The sequence below is a fragment of the Kribbella sp. NPDC048928 genome (genome assembly GCF_043197975.1).
Lineage (GTDB): Bacteria > Actinomycetota > Actinomycetes > Propionibacteriales > Kribbellaceae > Kribbella.
Genome location: NZ_JBICUC010000001.1, coordinates 534441 through 552380 on the forward strand (window position 1 = coordinate 534441; position 17940 = coordinate 552380).

Annotated in this window: 18 protein-coding genes; 8 read left to right on the forward strand and 10 right to left on the reverse strand. The window is 68.1% G+C overall.

Annotated elements, in window-relative coordinates; genetic code table 11:
• Positions 1–5: 5 nt before the first annotated feature.
• From ACGFI6_RS02500 to ACGFI6_RS02510, 3 genes are read right to left on the reverse strand one after another with little or no spacing between them, the layout of a single operon-like run.
• Positions 6–677, reverse strand: coding sequence for a response regulator (locus ACGFI6_RS02500; RefSeq protein WP_393114743.1), 672 nt, complete (start codon positions 675–677; stop codon positions 6–8).
• Positions 674–1828, reverse strand: a complete 1155-nt coding sequence (locus ACGFI6_RS02505; protein ID WP_393114746.1) for a histidine kinase — start codon at positions 1826–1828, stop codon at positions 674–676. The genes ACGFI6_RS02500 and ACGFI6_RS02505 overlap by 4 nt, the downstream gene beginning before the upstream one ends.
• Complete coding sequence (locus ACGFI6_RS02510; RefSeq protein WP_393114748.1) at positions 1825–2673, reverse strand: CPBP family intramembrane glutamic endopeptidase; 849 nt, start codon at positions 2671–2673, stop codon at positions 1825–1827. The genes ACGFI6_RS02505 and ACGFI6_RS02510 overlap by 4 nt, the downstream gene beginning before the upstream one ends.
• 208 nt (positions 2674–2881) lie before the next feature.
• Here ACGFI6_RS02510 and dnaN point away from each other — a divergent pair, with 208 nt between their 5' ends.
• The 3 genes from dnaN (at position 2882) to ACGFI6_RS02525 (ending at position 6076) form a co-directional block, all read left to right on the forward strand.
• The gene (gene dnaN / locus ACGFI6_RS02515; protein WP_393114750.1) at positions 2882–4015 is read left to right on the forward strand and encodes a DNA polymerase III subunit beta; all 1134 of its coding nucleotides are present in this window, start codon (positions 2882–2884) and stop codon (positions 4013–4015) included.
• Positions 4016–4075: 60 nt separating this feature from the next.
• Complete coding sequence (locus ACGFI6_RS02520; protein ID WP_393114752.1) at positions 4076–4861, forward strand: maleylpyruvate isomerase family mycothiol-dependent enzyme; 786 nt, start codon at positions 4076–4078, stop codon at positions 4859–4861.
• Positions 4862–5005: 144 nt separating this feature from the next.
• A complete protein-coding gene (locus ACGFI6_RS02525; protein ID WP_393114754.1) occupies positions 5006–6076 on the forward strand; it encodes an acyltransferase family protein in 1071 nt (356 codons plus the stop codon).
• Here the strand turns inward: ACGFI6_RS02525 and ACGFI6_RS02530 are convergent.
• Positions 6058–6825, reverse strand: coding sequence for an alpha/beta fold hydrolase (locus ACGFI6_RS02530; RefSeq protein WP_393114755.1), 768 nt, complete (start codon positions 6823–6825; stop codon positions 6058–6060). The genes ACGFI6_RS02525 and ACGFI6_RS02530 overlap by 19 nt on opposite strands.
• A gap of 171 nt (positions 6826–6996) precedes the next feature.
• On the opposite strand from ACGFI6_RS02530, the gene ACGFI6_RS02535 reads away from it, so the two are divergent.
• The 5 genes from ACGFI6_RS02535 to ACGFI6_RS02555 all read left to right on the forward strand — a co-directional run bounded on the left by ACGFI6_RS02535 (position 6997) and on the right by ACGFI6_RS02555 (position 9967).
• Complete coding sequence (locus tag ACGFI6_RS02535; protein ID WP_393114757.1) at positions 6997–7968, forward strand: LysR substrate-binding domain-containing protein; 972 nt, start codon at positions 6997–6999, stop codon at positions 7966–7968.
• A gap of 45 nt (positions 7969–8013) precedes the next feature.
• Positions 8014–8277 (forward strand): hypothetical protein, encoded by a 264-nt coding sequence (locus ACGFI6_RS02540; RefSeq protein WP_393114759.1) that lies wholly within the window; start codon positions 8014–8016, stop codon positions 8275–8277.
• The gene (locus ACGFI6_RS02545) at positions 8277–8813 is read left to right on the forward strand and encodes an NAD(P)-dependent oxidoreductase (protein ID WP_393114761.1); all 537 of its coding nucleotides are present in this window, start codon (positions 8277–8279) and stop codon (positions 8811–8813) included. The genes ACGFI6_RS02540 and ACGFI6_RS02545 overlap by 1 nt, the downstream gene beginning before the upstream one ends.
• A gap of 105 nt (positions 8814–8918) precedes the next feature.
• A complete protein-coding gene (locus ACGFI6_RS02550) occupies positions 8919–9110 on the forward strand; it encodes a hypothetical protein (protein WP_393114763.1) in 192 nt (63 codons plus the stop codon).
• Positions 9111–9211: 101 nt separating this feature from the next.
• Positions 9212–9967, forward strand: a complete 756-nt coding sequence (locus ACGFI6_RS02555; RefSeq protein WP_393114765.1) for a GntR family transcriptional regulator — start codon at positions 9212–9214, stop codon at positions 9965–9967.
• 27 nt (positions 9968–9994) lie between these two features.
• Here ACGFI6_RS02555 and ACGFI6_RS02560 read toward each other — a convergent pair whose 3' ends face one another.
• The 6 genes from ACGFI6_RS02560 to ACGFI6_RS02585 all read right to left on the reverse strand — a co-directional run bounded on the left by ACGFI6_RS02560 (position 9995) and on the right by ACGFI6_RS02585 (position 17926).
• Complete coding sequence (locus ACGFI6_RS02560; protein WP_393114767.1) at positions 9995–10531, reverse strand: hypothetical protein; 537 nt, start codon at positions 10529–10531, stop codon at positions 9995–9997.
• 1 nt (position 10532) lies between these two features.
• Positions 10533–12041 carry an Nramp family divalent metal transporter gene (locus ACGFI6_RS02565; RefSeq protein ID WP_393114769.1) on the reverse strand — a complete coding sequence of 503 codons (1509 nt, stop codon included), beginning with the start codon at positions 12039–12041 and terminating at the stop codon, positions 10533–10535.
• 70 nt (positions 12042–12111) lie between these two features.
• On the reverse strand, positions 12112–14253 hold the full coding sequence (locus tag ACGFI6_RS02570) for an acetate--CoA ligase family protein (RefSeq protein WP_393114772.1): 2142 nt from the start codon (positions 14251–14253) through the stop codon (positions 12112–12114).
• A gap of 69 nt (positions 14254–14322) precedes the next feature.
• On the reverse strand, positions 14323–15549 hold the full coding sequence (frc, locus tag ACGFI6_RS02575) for a formyl-CoA transferase (RefSeq protein ID WP_393114774.1): 1227 nt from the start codon (positions 15547–15549) through the stop codon (positions 14323–14325).
• A 10-nt stretch (positions 15550–15559) separates the two neighbouring features.
• Positions 15560–17269 (reverse strand): thiamine pyrophosphate-binding protein, encoded by a 1710-nt coding sequence (locus ACGFI6_RS02580; protein WP_393114776.1) that lies wholly within the window; start codon positions 17267–17269, stop codon positions 15560–15562.
• Positions 17270–17428: 159 nt separating this feature from the next.
• Entirely contained in the window at positions 17429–17926 is a 498-nt protein-coding gene (locus ACGFI6_RS02585; protein WP_393114777.1) for a hypothetical protein, read from the reverse strand.
• Positions 17927–17940 lie beyond the last annotated feature (14 nt).

Sequence of the window (17940 nt, forward strand, 5' to 3'; positions counted from 1 at the left end):
CTGCCTCAGGACACCAGGCCGCGGCGGTACGCGTACACCACGGCCTGGACGCGGTCGCGGAGGTCGAGTTTGGTGAGGATGCGCGAGACGTAGGTCTTGACTGTCTCGTGGCTGATCACCAGCGCGGCGGCGATCTCGCTGTTCGACAGACCGTCCGCGATCAGATGCAGTACTTCGAGTTCGCGAGCGGTCAGCGGGATGTCGGCGGGGGTCCCGGCATCCGGGCGGATCCGGGCGGCGTACCTGCCGACGAGGCGGCGCGTCACCTCGGGTGCGAGCAGGGCGGCGCCGCTGGCGACGGTCCGGATGCCGTGCAGGAGTTGAGCCGGCGGCGCGTCCTTGAGCAGGAATCCACTGGCGCCCGCGCGCAGCGCCTCGTACACGTACTCATCCAGGTTGAAGGTGGTCACCACGAGCACCTTCACCGGATGCGTCACGCCCGTACCGGCCAGCTGCCGGGTCGCCTCGATACCGTCCAGCACCGGCATCCGTACGTCCATGACCACGACATCCGGTTGCAGCCGGGTCGCCAGCTCGACCGCGGCCCGGCCGTCACCGCATTCGCCGACCACCTCCAGGTCGGGCTGTGCGTCGATGATCGTCGCGAACCCGGTACGAATCAGCGCCTGGTCGTCGCAGACCAGCACCCGGACCACCCCGGTATCCGCGGCGGTCACGACCGGCTCCCCGCTGGGATGGATGCCCGTACGACGAACCCGCCGCCCGGCAGCGCATCCGCACCGAACTCACCGCCCAGTACGTCGACCCGCTCGCGCAACCCGGCGAGTCCACGCCCGGCACCGCCAGGCGAACCGGCCCGGGAGCCGGTGCCGTCGGTACTGACCTCCACGCTGATGTCCCCTTCTCCGTGACGTACGTGCACCACTGTGCGTGCCCCGTGCGCGTACTTGAGGGCGTTCGTCAACGCCTCCTGGACGACCCGGTACGCAGCGACCTCCGCGCCGCCACCGATAGCAGCGGGCTGCCCCTCCTCGATGAACTCGACAGGCTGCCCGGCCTGACGCGTCTGCTCAGCCAACTCCCGCAGGTCGCCGACCGACGGCGCTCTGAACTCTCCCTCATGGTCCGGGTTCAGCAGGTCGAGCAGATGCCGCAGGTCGGCGATGGCGCGCCGACCGGTGTCGGACACAGCACTCAGGGTCTCGTCGAGACGCGCCGGTGCGGCGGTCAGGTAGCGCGCGGCCTCCGCCTGTACGACCATCGCCGTCACGTGGTGGGTCACGACGTCGTGGAGCTCGCGGGCGATCCGCGTCCGCTCGGCTGTTCGAGTCTCTTCGGCAACGTGGCGTCGACGCTCGGCCTCGGCGAGGCGGCCGGCCCGCACCCACGCTCCGATCCACCAGATGAGCGCGAGCGCCAGGTAGAACGTCGCCAGGTCGGCCGGGCCTTCGGACGAGCCTGGCTGGTGGAGCGCGATCGCCAGCAGTACGTACGCCGCGGAGAACAGGACCGCCGTGAGGCGCCGGCGACGCTCAAGGTGGATGCCGGCGCTCAGCAACGCGATTGCGAGGCCCGTACCGGCGAATGCGTGGTAGCCGCGCAGCTGGTCGATCGCGAATCCGATCGTGGACAGGGCGAGGCAGAGGGCAGGCCAACGGCGGCGGACGGCGAGCGGAAGACATTCGAGGCCGACGGCAACGATCGCGAGGGCGTCGAACGGCCTGGTCGGTACGCCGCCGACCTGCGTACCGAGTCCGTGCAGCGCCGGGACCAGGGAGCCGATCGCGAGGACCAGCGCCAGCGGCAGGTCCCGGACCGTGACGTCGTAGCGCCGCCACAGGTCCGGGATCCGCCGGAGGTCGATCATCGGGAGAGCGTAGCGGTCTGGGTGGTCGCGGCGACGCCACGCCGGCGACGGGGAACCAGGTTGCCGCGCCGGTGCGCCAGCCAGAGGAACACGATCGTCATGACGATCCCGCCGGCCACCGTGTAGCCGCTGGCCTCCGGTCCGAACTCGCCGCCGCTCAGCAGGGTCGGGCCGGACAGTACGCCGTTCAGCAGGCCTTGCGACTGGTTGGTGCCGGAGACGACCGCACCGAAGATGCCGGACAGGGCGAAGTTCCAGCCGAAGTGCAGGCCGATCGGCAGCCACAGCTTCCGGGTGGCGATGTACGCCGCTCCGAGCGCACCGCCCGCCTCAACGGCGATCGAGAACGCTCCCCACAGTGTGGCGTGGGCGTTGAGCAAGTGGGCCGAACCGAACAGCAGGCTGGTGGCCGCGAGGGCGATCCAGCTGCCGAGGCGCTCCTCGATGACGCGCAGCAGAAATCCCCGGAACATCAGCTCCTCGGTCACCGCGGCGGCCGCCATGAAGCCCACCATCGCCAGCGCGCCGGAGGCCGACCCGAACCCGTCCACGCGATAGTGGCCGAGGAAAGCGATGTTCGCGATCACGACCCCGCACCACACGAGGCCGATCAGCAGACCGCGCCCGACGGCGCCGGCCGCACCGGAGCGCGCCAACTCCGTGATCGGGCGGCGTTCGGTCAGCCGGACCATGCCCACGTAGGCAAGCAGCGCCAGCGCGGCAGTCGCGGCGCCGACCACCAGCGTGAGGACCGCGTTGCCCTTGACCGCCGTGGCGGCCTGTCCTCCGATCGCGGCGACCGCCGCGACGACCACAAGCTGTCCGAACTGCTTCAACAGTCGCATGATGACTCCTTCATGAGGTCCGCGACCGTGTGCCGCGCCATGTCCAGAACGCTATGGATTCGGCACCGCCAAATCGTCACCGTGCGGTGGACACCTGCTTGTAGCTCGCTCGGGGGACAGCGGTCATCCGGCCACCGGAAGCAGAGCCGTTCAGAAACTGTCGGCGGCTGCTGATTGAGTGGTTCCTCTTGATGGGGAGGAGTTGCGGATGAAGGTTCGGGTCGCGCGTGAGGTGCTGGCCGAGGCGGTCGGCTGGGTGGCTCGTGGGCTGCCGAGCCGGCCGAGTGTGCCGATTCTGGCCGGGATGGTGGTGGACGCGGCGGACGGTCAGGTGACGCTGTCCGGGTTCGACTACGAGAGTTCGGCGCAGGTCAGCGTGCCGGCCGAGGTGGCCGACGAGGGGCGGGTGCTGGTGTCCGGGCGGCTACTGTCGGACATCTGCAAGAGCATGCCGCGCGACTCTGTGGATCTGAGCGGTGAGGCTGCTCGGGTCCAGGTGAGCAGTGGGGCGGCCCGGTTCGTCCTGCATACGCTGCCTCTCGACGAGTACCCGCCGCTGCCCGAGATCCCGGCGGCGAGCGGCGTCGTGGACGGCGACCTGTTCGCGCGTGCGGTCGCGCAGGTGGTGAGCGCGGCCGGGCGGGACGACACGCTGCCGGTCTTCACCGGCATCCGGATGGAGATCCGTGGGGCGACCATCTCCCTGCTGGCCACCGACCGGTACCGGCTGGCCGTCCGTACGTTCCCGTGGGAGCCGGTCGATGCAGCCGTCGAGACGAACGTGCTCGTCCCGGCCAAGATGCTCCTCGACGTCGCGAAGGCGATGGCCGGTCACGACCTCACGCTCGCGCTCGGTTCGACCCGTACAGGGGACGGGTTGATCGGGTTCGAGGGCGGTGGGCGGCACGCGACCAGCCGGCTGATCGACGGTGAGTTCCCGAAGGTCCGTGGGCTGATCCCGGCCGAGAGCGCGGTCACCTCGACGGTCACCGTGGAGACCGCATCGCTCGTCGAGGCAGTCAAACGGGTCGCGCTGGTGGCCGAGCGAGCGGCACCGGTCCGCATCACCTTCGCGGACGGCGCAGCCACCCTCGACGCCGGCAACGGTGAGGAGGCGCAGGCCTCCGAGTCCGTCGCGGTCAGCCTCACGGGCGAGCCGGCAGTCACGGGCTTCAACGCCGGCTACCTGCTCGACGGCCTGGCCTCACTCGGTACGCCGATCGCGCACTTCGCCTTCACCCAACCGACCAAGCCCGCCAACCTCACCGGCCTGCGCTCCCCCGAGGACACGCCGTCCGCAGACGCCGCCTACATCCTGATGCCCATGCGCCTACCAACCTGATGTCAAGCTGCTCCTTCCGGCTCCGACCAGTGCTCAAAGGACCGATACAAGGAGGAGCAGATGGAGTTCGAGCGGCACTGCGCGCTGATCGTCGAGCAGGCCGAGGTGCTGGCCGGCCACCTGACCGCGGGCAAGGACCCGGGCAAGGATCTCGGTACGGCGGTCCCGTCGTGTCCAGGATGGAACATCGGCCAGCTGATCCGTCATGTCGGCGGAGCGCATCGCGAGGCGACCGTCGTCGCGCGCACCGGCGAGGCGCCGCCCGACGACGAGTTCCGGGACCCGACGCATTGGTACGCCGAGCCGTCCGACTGCACCGACGACGCCGTCCACGAGCTCAAGGGGTGGATCGTCGACGGAGCTCGTGAGCTGGCCGAGACGCTCCGCACGGCCGGTCCCGACGTACCGATCAGGATGCCGATCGACAACCCGACCACCCGCTTCACCGCACGGCGGATGGCGCACGAGACCGTGGTACACCGTGCCGATGCGGCGCTCGCGCTCGGCGTCCCGTTCGAACTCGAGCCCGAGGTGGCCGCCGACGGCATCGACGAGTGGATGGACCTCGGCGCATTGCCGTTCCACTTCGAGGTGCACCCCTGGATGCGTGAGCTGCTCGCCCCGGGCCGGACGCTGAAGTACGCCGCACCCGAGCGGTCCTGGGTCGTCGACCTGACCGGTGACGCGATCCGCTGGCGTCACAGCGACGAGCCGACTGCCGTCACCGTTCGCGGCCCGGTCACCAACCTTCTGCTCCAGCTGTACAAGCGCAGTGACGACAGCACCGAAGTGGCGGGCGACAAGGCACTGCTCGACTACTACCGGGAGCGCGTCAGCTTCGGGTGAGGACGTGATCGCACGCCGAGGTGGTTGCCGCCTACAACCGTCGCCGCGTCATCCGTAAGTCGCACTCCGGGATCGTGCTCAGGACTGACGACCCGCACCCGGTCGCCCCGGCAGACTGAGGCGATCCCGGAGGAAAGGACGGCTGTGGAACCCACGAAGGGCAGGCTTCACGAGGTTGATCTGTTGCGGATCGTCGCGGCGGTGTCGGTGATGGGGTACCACTACCTGTTCTCCGCGTACGCCGGCGGGCTGAGCGGGCTGCACTTCCCGCACGTCGATGTGGTCGCGCGCTACGGGTACCTCGGTGTCGACCTGTTCTTCACGATCAGCGGCTTCGTCGTACTGCTCAGCGCCTGGAACCGCAGTCCGCGATCGTTCGTGATCTCCCGGGCGGTACGGCTCTACCCGGCGTACTGGATCGCGGTCACGCTCACCACGCTCGTCTCGATCAACCTCAGCCAAGGGCGCTTCAACGTCTCACTCCCGCAGTACTTGGCGAACCTGACGATGTTCAACTCGCTGCCGAACATCGAGAACGTCGACGTCGTCTACTGGACGTTGTGGGCCGAGGTGCGCTTCTACGCGATGATCCTGGTGCTCACGTGGATCGGCGTCACCGCGCGCCGCGTCACCGTGTTCTGCTGGGCCTGGCTCGCGGCGACCTTCGTCTTCCAAGCCGGACTGTTGCCGCATGCAACCGATCTGGTGCTGAACACGCAGTTCTCGCACTATTTCATCGCCGGGATGGCGCTCTGCCTGATCCACCGGTACGGCGCGACGCCGCAGCGGCTGGCGATCGTCGCGGTCGCGCTCGGCAACGCGATCTACCGCGGCATCGGATTCGCCGACCGGGTCGGCATCCGCTTCCACACCGAGATCCACCGCTCGGCCGTCATCGCGATCATCGTCGCGATCTTCGCCATCATGCTCGCCGTCGCACTCAAGCTCACGCACCGCCTCGGCCAGCCGTGGTTCGCGGTCCTGGGCGCGCTCACCTACCCGCTGTACCTGGTGCACGCGCACATCGGCTTCATCATCTTCGAGCGACTCGGCGACCAGGTGAACCACGTTCTCCTGGTCGCCGCCACGATGCTGCTGATGGTCGGTGTCGCGGCTGCCCTGCACTACGGCGTCGAACAGCCGCTCGCACCACGTCTCAAACGCCTCCTCGACCGGGTCCTCCCCGGCCGACAGGTTCACGCCTTGACGAAGTAATCCGCCAGCACCCGCGTCAATGTCTCCGGCGGCAGCGTGTGGAACGTACCGTCATGCCCTGCCGCCGTGCCCTGCGGCAGCGCATCCGCGGTCTCCCGTACGGACTGCTGCAGCCACTCCGGGCTCGCGTTGCTGTAGAGACCCAGTGTCGGTACCTCGATCGACGACAGCAGCTCCCGCGGTACGGCGCTGCCACGCATCTGAAGCCCGTCATAGACCAGCGTGGGCGCCATCGCCTCCAGCCCGGCCCACATGGGTGTGCCACGCATCTGCTCCACCATCTCCCGCGGCTGCCCGACAGCCTCCACCATGAACAGCTCTGCCGCACCACCTGGATCCCCCGCGGCCACGTACTCCTGCAGCCGCTCCACGTACCGCTCCGGCTCGGGAGGAGCGCCCTCCACACGGAACGGCGGCTCAAGGACCGCCTGCTTCTCGAACGGCAGCCCTGCCTGCAGCAGCACCATCGAGCCCGACGAGAACGCACAGGCGTACCGAGCGCCGGTAGCGGACCGCACTGCGTCCAGGTCCTCCCACTCGCATTCCACGGCGTACGGCGCGGTGTCACCCGAGTCGCCCCGACCACGCCGGTCGTAGTTGACCACCGTGAACGCCGACTTCAGCGCGTCGACGTACTCGGCGTAGTCGGCGCGGCCCGTGAAAGCACCGCTGACCAGCACCAGCCCGGGGCCGCTGCCCACGACGTCGTACGCCAGCTCGGTGCCGTCCTTCGAAACGACCTTGTCCATCCCATATCTCCTTCTCGCAGAAGTGCCTCTGCCAGACCGTCGAACGGCGCCACCCGGGATAGACAGACTGTGACCCAGTTCACATCGGCACCGAGATCTTCCCGGCGACCGAACCCGTCACTACAGTTGGATTATGTATACAGGCGACTGCACACCAGACTGGGATCGTTGATGCTGCTCCGCCAGCTGGAGTACCTCGTCGCCCTCGCCCGCGAGAAGCATTTCGCCCGGGCGGCGAACGCCTGTTACGTCTCCCAGCCGTCGCTGTCGGCCGCGATCCGCAAGCTCGAGCAGGAGCTCGACGTGCCGATCGTGCGCCGCGGCCGCCGGTTCGAGGGCCTGACCCCTGAGGGCGAGCGGGTACTGCTCTGGGCGCAGCGGATCCTCGCCGAGCAGGACGCGCTCCGGCACGAGCTGTCGATGATGCGCGGCGGCCTGACCGGCACCCTCCGGCTCGGCGCGATCCCGACCGCGATGCCGGTCGTATCGCTGCTCACCACGCCCTTCTGTGAGCGGCACCCGAACGCGCGGGTCACCCTCGAGTCGCTGTCCTCGCGGGACATCACCCAGAAGCTGGCCGAGTTCGATCTGGACGTCGCGATGACGTACCTCGACGACGACACGCTCGGCCAGGTCCGCAAGACCCCGCTGTACGAGGAGCGCTACCTCCTGCTCACTCCGAAGCACACCGAACTCGCCGAACTGCCGGTCGCGACCTGGGCGCAGGTGGCGGAACTGCCGCTGTGCCTGCTCTCCCCCGACATGCGCAACCGCCGGATCATGAACGGCTACTTCACCGACGACGGCGCGACCGCGACCCCGTCGATCGAGAGCGACACCGTCTCCGGCCTCTACAGCCACCTGCACGGCGACCACTGGTCCACCGTGATCTCGCATGCGTGGCTGCACATGTTCGGCGTCCCGGACGGGATGCGCGTCGTACCGCTGAAGCGGCCGGCGAACGGCCCGCGCGTCGGCCTGGTGATCGCCGCACGCAGCCCGGAACCCGTACAGGCGCGCGCCTTGCTCGACGTGGCGCGGCAGGCCGGCGTCCAGAAAGCCCTCGACGATCTGCTCGACGTACATCTGATGGATTCGGGCTATCTCGACATAGCGAGCAAGTCTTTGACCGTCGGTCCCTGACCCGGCGATGGTGGAAATCCCTTCAGAACAAGGAGATTTCCCATCATGGCGAAGATTGTGTGCGTGCTGTACGACGACCCGGTGACCGGGTACCCGACCTCGTACGCACGCGACAGCATCCCGGTCATCGACGGCTACCCCGGCGGCCAAACCGCTCCGTCACCGAAGGCCATCGACTTCACACCGGGCGCGCTGCTCGGGAGCGTCTCCGGCGAGCTCGGCCTGCGTACGTTCCTGGAGAGCCAGGGGCACACGCTGGTCGTCCTCTCCGACAAGGACGCGGCGCTCGAGTCGCCGAGCATGCGGTGATGATGATCCTCGGGCTGGTCCGCAACTACCTCCCGTCGCATCAGGTCGTCCTCGACGGCGGCTGGGACATCGCGGACTGCGTGGCCCGTTCGTACGACCTCGAGGGGATGCACGTCGGAACGGTCGGCGCCGGACGGATCGGGACCGCCGTACTGCGCCGGCTCGCACCGTTCGACGTGAAGCTGCACTACACCGACCGGCACCGGCTGCCCGAGTCGGTCGAGCGGGAGCTCGGACTGACCTTCCACGCGAGTGCAGCCGAACTGGTGCCGTACTGCGACGTCGTCACGATCAACGCTCCGCTGCATCCCGAGACCGAGGGACTGTTCGGTGACGACCTGCTCGCGACGATGAAGCGCGGTACGTACCTGATCGATATTGTCCGCCCAGGCCCGGTACGCCGCGGGCACGCGGGAGATCCTGGAGGCGTGGCTGGGCGGGACGCCGATCCGCGACGAGTACCTGATCGTCGACGGAGGGCGACTGGCCGGCGCCGGAGCGCATTCGTACACCGCGCGGGGCTGACAGAGGTGTAAGCCGGATCACGGCGTACGTAACGGGGATCACGTGAGACGCGGGCATAACCGGTGAGTAGGGCTGGTTGAATGTATACAGAAGGCAGAATTCAAGGAGAGGAAGCAATGATCTTCACACGCAGGTTCGGTGCTCTGGCGGCGCGGCCGCAGTTCCCGGATGCCCCGGAGCTGGACACGCTGAACACCCCGGCCGACCTCGACGCGGAACTCGCCGAGCTGACCGGAACGGACGCCCGCAGCACGAACGCAGACAACCACGACAGCGACCGCCAGGACGCCGGCGAGTCGGCTGCCTGACCCAGGCGGACGAAACATCTTCCGCCACGGGTATATGTCAGCTAATGGCACTTGGTAGACTGTCTACCAAGTGCCATGGCTGTAGGACCGGAAGGGACCTCATGACGACGATCAGTGCAGGGCCAGGGGCGGGTGCGGAACCGGCGGGCGCGCGGCACGTCAAGCGGCCGCAGCCGCTGCGCGAGTCCGTGTACGAGGCCCTCACCGAGATGATCATCGACGGTACGCTCGAGCGCGGCCGGCACCTGGTCGAGGTCGAGCTCGCCGGTCTGCTGGGCGTCTCCCGGCAGCCGGTCCGCGAGGCCCTGCAGCGGTTGAACAACGAGGGCTGGGTGGATCTGCGGCCCGGGTTCGGCGCGATGGTGCACGTGCCCGCGGAGGACGAGGTCGACCAGTTGCTCGCGGCCCGCGCCGCGCTGGAGTCGGAGTCCGCGCGCCTCGCGGCCCGGCACGCGTCCAAGGACGACGTCGCGAAGCTGCGCGACCTCTGCAAGGTCGGGACGTCGTACCAGGAGGCCGGCGACATCGACGGCACGGTCCGGACCAACGGCGAGCTGCACAGCCTGATCACCCAGATGTCCGGGAACCGTTTCCTGGTCGACTTCGCGGCCCAGGTCGACCGCCGCGTCCGCTGGTACTACACGCCCGTCGCGCCGGTTCGTGGTGCGGCCTCGTGGCGCGAGCACAACCGCCTGGTGAAGGCGATCAGCGAGAGCGACGAGGACAAGGCCGCCCAGATCATGCGCGAGCACACCGAGCACACCCGCAAGGCGTACCACGACCTCCAGGCCGCGGAACCGGCCACCGAAACCCCCGAGGCGGACCCCGCACCCCGTAAACGCCGCCGCACCCTTTGAGGGTCAAACCCTCAAAGGGTGCGAGGCTCAGGCGACGCGACGTTTGCGGCTCCGGTCCCTGTCGGCCTTGCGGGCCTCCAGGGCGGTGGCCAGTTGGGAGTAGTGGCCAACCGTACGACGGGCGTACTGGTTGGTGTCGAGGATCCGGGGCCACCAGAACCGGGCCACTTGTTCGTGCATCCACAAGAAGCCGATGGCGAACCCCATGCTGAGCAGTGCCCGGAAGGCCAGGAACTGCCAGGGATCGGGCGGCAGACCGGGCCTTCCGGTGAACACCCACTCGGTGACGATCGCGTGCACCATCAGCGACAGCGGGAACGCGATCAGCCAGTAGAACGCTGCCGGTGTGAACACGCCGGCAGGCACCTTGCCCAGGGCCACCAGTACGGAGTACCCGGAGCCGAACAGGATCAGTGGTACGCCGAGCCCGAGCCCGGTGAGCACCGCCCAGCCGGCGGGCTGGCCGGCAAAAACGGCCAGTCCACCGGCGAGGAGTCCGGCCGCCACGCCGACCGAAGCGGCCGGGAGGCAGTACTGCGCCATCTGCTTCACGTCGACAGCCATGTCAGCCCACAGCCACGCCGAAGCGGAACAAGCAGTAGAACAGCATTCCGAGGTAGAAGAACGCCCCGAACCCGATGATCACGTTCCGGACCGGCCCGGGACGGATCTTCTTCGGCAGCAACAGGTTGTTGGTGAGCAGCAACACGATGCAGTACGCGCCCATCGCGAACGTCGACAGGAACGCCAGCGTGTCCAGGATCCCCGCCGGGCCATCGGCCGGCCCGAACAGCAGGATCAGGATCCCGAACAGGATCACGCCCCACAGGAACCCGGCGTACAGCCTCGACATCGAGAACCGCTTGGCACCCGGGACGAAGTAGTACGTCATGTCTGCCTGGCCGCGGGAGAACGAGTCGAACAGACCCAGGGTCGCGTTCAGCCCGATCAGTGCGATGAAGGCGAAGAACAGGGTTCCGAGGATCGGCGAACCGGCCGCCGAGAACGAGTCCGACATGGCCCGCAACGCGGCCGACCGGTCGCCGTCCTCGATCAGCTGCGCCACGTCCGGGTTCTGCCGGGCCGCCGACATGGCCAGCACGGTGAACGAGATCGTGACCAGCATGGTGATCCCCCAGAAGAGCAGGATCGCGTCGAAGGTGACCCACTTGCGCCAGCCCTTCCACTTCGCCATCTCGGCCGGGTCCTCGGTGTCGAACATGAACCCGCGGGACGGCATCGACTCCGCTTCGCCGGCGGTCCGCAGGCCGCGGACCTTCGGGATGTGCGCGCCCATGCCGGCACCGCTGTCACGCAGTTGCAGCGTGTACCACATCTGCTGCATCCCGGACGGTCCGGCGAACGCGCAGGCACCGACGACGACCGGGAACCAGGCCGACGTCATCGCCTCGTGCGGGAAGTACCCGAACGCGAGCATCCCGGACAGCGTCTTGCCGACGTCGCTCCAGCTGCCGACCATCGCCGCGATCACCGACGTACCGACAACCAGCACCCCGATCAAGAGACCGAGGAGCTTCTCGAGGAAGTTGTAGATCACCGACAACAGACTGAACAGCACACCCACGAACACCAGAGCCACGCACGCGGTGACCTGCCAGGGTATGCCGGTGATCTCCTCGAACGCGGCTGCTCCGGCCGACAGATGGCCCGGCCACATGTAGATCAGGATCGCCGCTGCGTAGAAGAACCACATCAGTGGTTTGAAGACCCGGGCCGCACCGAAGAAGATGCTTTCTCCCGTGGCCATCGCGTAGCGCGCCATCTCCAGCAGCACGAACGCCTGCAGCGTGACACCGATCAGGAACAACCAGCGGATGTCCGGCCCGAACACCAGGACGAGCCGGGGCCACATGTACGACTCGCCGATGCCCACCCCGAGCGCCACCAGGAACACGGTCGGGCCCAGGATGTGCATGGACGGTGGTGCGTCCGGAAGCTTCCGGATCGGCATCGGTTCGAGCCTGCCCGCTTTCCAGACCTTCTCGGTCGCGGCGGTCGCAGCGCCCGCGGCAGGCTCTTCAGGAACTTCTGAGGTCTTGCGCGTGACGTCCAAGGCGGACTCCTTAGATCGACGCCAACTAGCGGTTGGGATCCCCCGCGGATTGCCCTTCCTCCAATCAGGCTCAGTTCAGTGGCCCGGCATTGCGGGCCCAGCGGTACTTGGCACCGAGCACCTGGACGGGTGTCTCGGTGGTGTACGGGTACGCGACCACGCCGTGGTCGAACAGGTACTGGCTGGCTTCCTCGACCTCGACGTCACCGGACAGCGAGGCGACCACGGGCTTGTCGATGCCCTTGGCCCGGAACTCCTCGACCACCTCGGCGACCAGTTTCGCGAACACCATCGGCGGTGTCACGATCGTGTGCCAGTACCCCAGGATCAGCGCGTGGATCCGCTCGTCGGACAGCCCGAGCGCGACCGTGTTCCGGTACGTGGACGGCGGCTCACCCCCGGTGATGTCGACCGGGTTGCCGGCCGCACCGAACGGCGGGATGAACTTGCGGAACGCCGCGTCCAGATCCGGCGGGATGTCCATCAGCGTCAGGCCGTTGTCCACACAGGCGTCCGACAGCAGGACGCCGGAGCCGCCCGCGCCGGTGATGATGACGACGTTCTCACCCTTCGGCGTCGGCAGCAGCGGGATCCCGCGGGCGTACTGGAGCATCTCGTTCAGCCCCGGCGCCCGGACCACCCCGCTCTGCCGCAGGATGTCGTCGTACACCTTGTCGTCGCCGGCCAGCGCACCGGTGTGCGAGCTCGCCGCCCGGGCGCCCATGGAGGTCCGGCCGGCCTTCAGCACGACGACCGGCTTCTTCTTCGACACCCGGGCCGCCGTCTCGGCGAAGGCCCGGCCGTCCTTCAAATCCTCAAGGTGCATGGCGATCAGGTTGGTGTTGTCGTCGTTCTCGAAGAACGTCAGGAGGTCATCTTCGTCGATGTCGGCCTTGTTGCCTACCCCAACGATTGCGGAGACGCCCATCCGGCTCGAGCGGCTGAACCCGAGGATCGCCATCCCGATGCCTCCGCTCTGTGACGAGAGCGCGACGCTGCCCTTGACGTCGTACGGCGTACAGAACGTCGCACACAGACTCTCGGGCAGGTAGTAGTAGCCGTAGATGTTCGGTCCGAGGATCCGGACGTTGTGCTTGCGGGCGATCGCGACGACCTCGTCCTGGAGCGCCTGCTCCCCGGTCTCGGCGAAGCCGGACGGGATCAGGATCGCGCCCGCGACGCCCTTCTGGCCGCACTGCTCGAGCGCCCCGGCAACGAACTTGGCCGGGACCGCGAACACCGCGACGTCGACGTCACCCGGTATGTCGAGGATCGAGGCGAACGCCTTGAGCCCGAGTACCTCGCCGCCCTTGGGGTTGACCGGGTAGATGTCCCCGGCGTACCCGCCGTTGACGAGGTTCTTCATCACCGAGTTGCCGATCTTGCCGTCCTCGTTGGACGCCCCGATCACCGCGATCGCCCGCGGCTTCATGATCCGGGTCATCGCGGTCAGGATCTCCTCCTGGCTGTACCGCTCGACCGGCTTGCCGGCCTCGGCGTCCACGATGATCCGGAAGTCCACCGCGGTGGCGCCGTCCGGCCCGGCGAGCACCGGGTTCAGGTCCACCTCGGCGAACTGCGGGAAGTCGGTGACCAGGTCGGACAGCCGCCGGACCAGGTCGGCGAGCGCGTCCTTGTCGACCGGTTGCGCGCCGCGGACGCCGTTCAGCATCTCGTGCGCGCCGATCCCGTCGATCATCGCCCGCGCCTCGCCGTCACCGAGCGGAGCCAGCCGGAACGTGACGTCCTTCAGCACCTCCACCAGTACGCCGCCGAGGCCGAACGCGACGATCTTGCCGAACGTCGGGTCGGTGACCGCGCCGACGATCACCTCCTGCACGTCACCGCCGGTGACGAGCATCTTCTGCACCTGGACGCCGGTGATCTCGGCGTCCGCCTTGTACGAGCGGGCGTTCGCCAGGATCTTGTCGAACGCGTCGCGGGCTGCGTCCTCGCTGTCCACACCGACCACGACACCGCCGGCGTCGGTCTTGTGCAGAATGTCCGGCGAGACGATCTTCAGTACGACGGGGAAACCGATCTCGGCGGACAGACCGGCGGCTCCCTCGGCAGTCGTGGCCAGTCCCTCACCCGGCGTCGGGATGCCGTACGCGTCGGCCACCAGTTTGGCGTCCGGCGCGCTCAGCGAGGTGCGGCCGTCCGCCAGAGCCTGGTCGAGGATGGTCCGGACTGCTGCCTTGTCATAAGTCATGCGGCTAACTCCTCTGTAGTCACTTGCGTCCGAAGATCCGCAGGTCACCGGCCTCGGATCTTCGGACGTTCAGATCACGCCGGCGGTCTTGAGGTCGTCGAGCTCGTTGGCGGAGATCCCGAGCGAGCCGTACACGGTGGAGTTGTGTTCGCCGAGGCCGGGCGAGGTCTGCACCTCGACCGGGGAGTCGGACAGCTTGATCGGGCAGCCGACGGTCTTGAACGTGCCGCGCTGCGGGTGCTCCACTTCGACCACTGCGCCGAGGTCGGCGAGCGTCTCGTCGGCGATCAGCTCGGCGGTCGACATGATCGGGCCGCACGGGACGTTCAGCGCGTTCAGCTTGTCCATCACCTCGAACTTCGTGTGCTGCTCGGTCCACTGCTCGATCAGCGCGAACATCTTGTCGAGCTTGTCCAGCCGCGCCGCCGGCGTCGCCCAGTCCGGGTCCTCTGCCAGCTCAGGCTTGCCGATCAGGTTCGCGATCGGCGCCCAGCCCGGCGGCTGGACGATCACGTAGATGTAGTCGTTCGGGCCGCCCGGAGCGCAGCGCAACGCCCAGCCGGGCTGACCGCCGCCGGACGCGTTCCCGGACCGCGGCACCGCGCCGTTGAAGCTGTCGTTCGGGTACTCGCGGAGCGGACCGTGTGTCAGCCGCTGCTGGTCACGGAGCTTGACCCGAGCGAGGTTGAGCACCGCTTCCTGCATGGCCACGGTCACTCGCTGGCCCTTGCCGGTACTGGTCCGCTGGTACAGCGCGGCGAGGATGCCCGCCACCAGGTGGATCCCGGTGCCCGAGTCGCCGATCTGCGCACCGGTCGCGGTCGGCGGACCGTCCTCGAACCCCGTCGTACTCATCGCGCCGCCCATCGCCTGGGCGACCACCTCGTACGCCTTGAAGTTCTCGTAGCGTCCCGGGCCGAAGCCCTTGATCGACGCGAACACCAGGCCGGGGTTGAGCTCCTGGAGCCGTTCCCAGGTGAAGCCCATCCGGTCGATCGCGCCGGGGGCGAAGTTCTCCACCAGGACGTCGGAGTTCTTCACCAGGTCGATGAAGATCTCCTTGCCGCGGTCGGACTTCATGTTCAGCGTGATGCTGCGCTTGTTGCAGTTCAGCATCGTGAAGTAGAGGCTGTCGACGTCCGGCAGGTCGCGCAGCTGCTGGCGGGTGATGTCGCCGGTCGGTGCCTCGAGCTTGACGACGTCGGCGCCCAGCCAGGCGAGGATCTGGGTGCAGGACGGTCCGGACTGCACGTGCGTCATGTCGAGCACACGCACACCTTCGAGGGCCTTGCTCATACTGGTCCCCTTACTTGTACATGGTCTGGTTCATGGTTCCGGGGGCGTACGCGTCCGGGTCGACCCAGACGTTGATCAGCGACGGCAGTCCGGACTCGCGGGCGCGGAGCATGGCCGGCCCGATGTCCTTCGGGTCGCGGACCTCCTCGCCGTACCCGCCGAGCATCCGGGCGAACTCGTCGTACTTGACGTCGCCGAGGGTGTTGCCGATCCGGCCGCGGTCGTGGCCGTACTTCGCCTCCTGGCCGTAGCGGATCTGGTTCATCGAGGAGTTGTTGCCGACGACACCGACGAACGGGAGCTTGAAGCGGACCAGGGTCTCGAAATCCCAACCGGTCAAGGAGAAAGCGCCGTCACCGAAGAGCGCGACGACCTCCTTGTCCGGCCGCGCGTACTTGGCCGCGAGCACGAACGGGATGCCGACGCCGAGGGTGCCGAGCGGGCCCGGGTCCATCCAGTGGCCGGGCGACTTCGGCTGTACGACGCCGCCGGAGAACGTGACGATGTCGCCGCCGTCGCCGATGTAGATCGAGTCCTCGGTGAGGAACTCGTTGATCTCGTGCGCCAGCCGCAGCGGGTGGATCGGGTTCGCGTCGGACAGCTGCCGCGGCAGCCGCTTCTGGTACGCCGCGTCCTCCTCGGCCCGCAGCTCCGCGAACCACGCCTTGCGGTCGGTCTTGTGCAGCCGGCCCGACGCGGCCTGCGTGACGGCGGCGAGGATCGCGCCCGGGTCGCCGACCAGGCCGAGGTCGATGTCGCGGTTCTTCCCGACGGTGCGGTAGTCCATGTCGATCTGTACGACAGTCGCGCTCTGCGGCAGCCGGCGCCCGTACCCCATCCGGAAGTCGAAGGGCGTACCGACGATCAGGATCAGGTCTGCGTTGTTGAAGCCGTACCGGCGGGAGAGGTGGAAGTGGTGCGGGTCTCCGGGCGGCAGGGTGCCGCGGGCCGACCCGTTCATGAACGCGGGGATGTCCAGCGTCCGGACGAAGTCGGTGGCCGCCTGGCTGCCGCGGGACGTCCACACCTGGGTGCCCAGCAGTACGACGGGCTTCTCGGCCCGGACGAGCAGATCGGCCAGCGCCTCGACGCTGGCCGGATCGCCGATGCTCTTCGTCGACGCCCGGTAGTGGCCGGCCTCCGGAACGGTCGCGGACTCGACCGGCACCGAGTTGTCGAGGATGTCGCGCGGGATCTCCAGGAACGACGGGCCCGGGGCCCCGTTGTAGCACTCGCGGAACGCCATCGACACCATGTCGGCGGCGCGCGCGGTGTGCGGCACGGTCGCCGCGAACTTCGTGATCGGGGTCATCATGTCGACGTGCGGCAGGTCCTGCAGGGACCCCATCTTGTGCTGGTTCAGGGCGCCCTGGCCGCCGATCAGCAGCATCGGGCTCTCCGCGCGGAAGGCGTTCGCGACGCCGGTCACCGCGTCGGTGGTTCCCGGGCCGGCCGTGACGACCGCGCAGCCGGGCTTGCCGGTGACGCGGGCGTACCCGTCGGCCGCGTGCGCCGCGACCTGCTCGTGGCGGACGTCCACCACTGCGATGCCCTCGTCCACGCAGCCGTCATAGATGTCGATGATGTGACCGCCACAGAGCGTGAAGATCACGTCGATGCCCTCGGCCTTCAAGGCCTTCGCGACGAGGTGACCACCGGAGATGGTCTCCGGCTCCTTGACCTCGGCGACGGAATGGGTCTCCGACACTGTCTGCGCCATCTGCAGTCAACTCCTCGGAAAGGCCTGTGTCAGGCTTGATGTAGATTGCATACCGTATGGTGTAGTCGTAGTCTTAACCCAGTCGACAGTGATTGTCCAGAGGTCAGGACAACTGCTCACTCGCCGAGCTGAAATCCCTTGTGGTGTTGACGAATCGCCTCATGATGCCGGGCTGGTCCGGACGGCACCTTGGGTGCGGAGACACTGCTTCAACAGCGCTCTCAGACGTACGTCGCGGTCACCACCTGTAACCCGGGCAGTGACCGCGACTGCTTCTGCTGCGTGTTCGATAGCGACGAACGTGCGGTAGAACGCCTCGCTCCAGCGGAAGCGCAGCCACCACTGGTCCGTTCCGCCGTCCGAATCCAGCAGCTGCAGAGCGGTTCGGTGCGCTCTGCCCAGGCGGTGCTCCTCGTCGGGCTGCAGTTCGCCGCCGGTCAAGGCGGTCGAGACACAGAGCGCGACGAGACGCGCGGACGGCTGGAACCCGGTGTGGTTGGTGTTGAGGAAATGCGGCGCGAGTGGGAGGAGTTCGCGGCGGCCGGCCGAGGTGCTGTGGTCGTGGGCCGCGCGGGCAACCGCGCTCAGCACGGGGTGCACACAGGCCGGGCGGTCGGTCCAGGGTTCCCGCGCGAGCCGGGACACCAGCTCCATCACACACGGATCCGGTC

What these genes read in the sequence shown, in the direction of transcription:
- ACGFI6_RS02505 (WP_393114746.1), bottom strand. Translation starts at nt 1,828, where the DNA reads ATGATCGACCTCCGGCGGATCCCGGACCTGTGGCGGCGCTACGACGTC.
- ACGFI6_RS02510 (WP_393114748.1), bottom strand. Translation starts at nt 2,673, where the DNA reads ATGCGACTGTTGAAGCAGTTCGGACAGCTTGTGGTCGTCGCGGCGGTC.
- dnaN (WP_393114750.1), top strand. Translation starts at nt 2,882, where the DNA reads ATGAAGGTTCGGGTCGCGCGTGAGGTGCTGGCCGAGGCGGTCGGCTGG.
- ACGFI6_RS02520 (WP_393114752.1), top strand. Translation starts at nt 4,076, where the DNA reads ATGGAGTTCGAGCGGCACTGCGCGCTGATCGTCGAGCAGGCCGAGGTG.
- ACGFI6_RS02530 (WP_393114755.1), bottom strand. Translation starts at nt 6,825, where the DNA reads ATGGACAAGGTCGTTTCGAAGGACGGCACCGAGCTGGCGTACGACGTC.
- ACGFI6_RS02535 (WP_393114757.1), top strand. Translation starts at nt 6,997, where the DNA reads ATGCTGCTCCGCCAGCTGGAGTACCTCGTCGCCCTCGCCCGCGAGAAG.
- ACGFI6_RS02540 (WP_393114759.1), top strand. Translation starts at nt 8,014, where the DNA reads ATGGCGAAGATTGTGTGCGTGCTGTACGACGACCCGGTGACCGGGTAC.
- ACGFI6_RS02545 (WP_393114761.1), top strand. Translation starts at nt 8,277, where the DNA reads ATGATGATCCTCGGGCTGGTCCGCAACTACCTCCCGTCGCATCAGGTC.
- ACGFI6_RS02550 (WP_393114763.1), top strand. Translation starts at nt 8,919, where the DNA reads ATGATCTTCACACGCAGGTTCGGTGCTCTGGCGGCGCGGCCGCAGTTC.
- ACGFI6_RS02555 (WP_393114765.1), top strand. Translation starts at nt 9,212, where the DNA reads ATGACGACGATCAGTGCAGGGCCAGGGGCGGGTGCGGAACCGGCGGGC.
- ACGFI6_RS02560 (WP_393114767.1), bottom strand. Translation starts at nt 10,531, where the DNA reads ATGGCTGTCGACGTGAAGCAGATGGCGCAGTACTGCCTCCCGGCCGCT.
- ACGFI6_RS02570 (WP_393114772.1), bottom strand. Translation starts at nt 14,253, where the DNA reads ATGACTTATGACAAGGCAGCAGTCCGGACCATCCTCGACCAGGCTCTG.
- frc (WP_393114774.1), bottom strand. Translation starts at nt 15,549, where the DNA reads ATGAGCAAGGCCCTCGAAGGTGTGCGTGTGCTCGACATGACGCACGTG.
- ACGFI6_RS02580 (WP_393114776.1), bottom strand. Translation starts at nt 17,269, where the DNA reads ATGGCGCAGACAGTGTCGGAGACCCATTCCGTCGCCGAGGTCAAGGAG.